A 252-nucleotide genomic window follows, 5' to 3' on the forward strand; every position below is an offset into this window, starting at 1 on the left:
CATAGCTGTGATGCAGGCCCTCGATGGCGATCGCGGGAACGGCGGATGCGTCCGTCATCGTCATCAGAACCCCGCTCGAAAGCCGATGGTCGCAGTGCGCGGCGCGCCCGGTTGGACCCAGAGTTGCGAGTAACTGTTGGCGTACCAGTCGGCGTTGAAGATATTCGCCACCGTGCCGAACAGCGTGACATCGTCGAGAAGCTCGATCTCGCCGAACAGCCGGAACAGCGTGTGGTCGGGCAGGACGAAATC

1 protein-coding gene is annotated in these 252 nt (G+C 62.3%); it reads right to left on the reverse strand.

Going from position 1 to position 252, the window contains the following annotated elements; genetic code table 11:
* Nucleotides 1–63: 63 nt before the first annotated feature.
* Nucleotides 64–252: TonB-dependent receptor (locus tag A3736_RS06895; protein WP_156502027.1), on the reverse strand; the 189-nt coding region annotated here is incomplete at its 5' end.

Origin of the sequence: Erythrobacter sp. HI0063, assembly GCF_001635685.1 — a bacterium.
In the GTDB taxonomy this organism is placed as follows: Bacteria; Pseudomonadota; Alphaproteobacteria; order Sphingomonadales; family Sphingomonadaceae; genus Qipengyuania.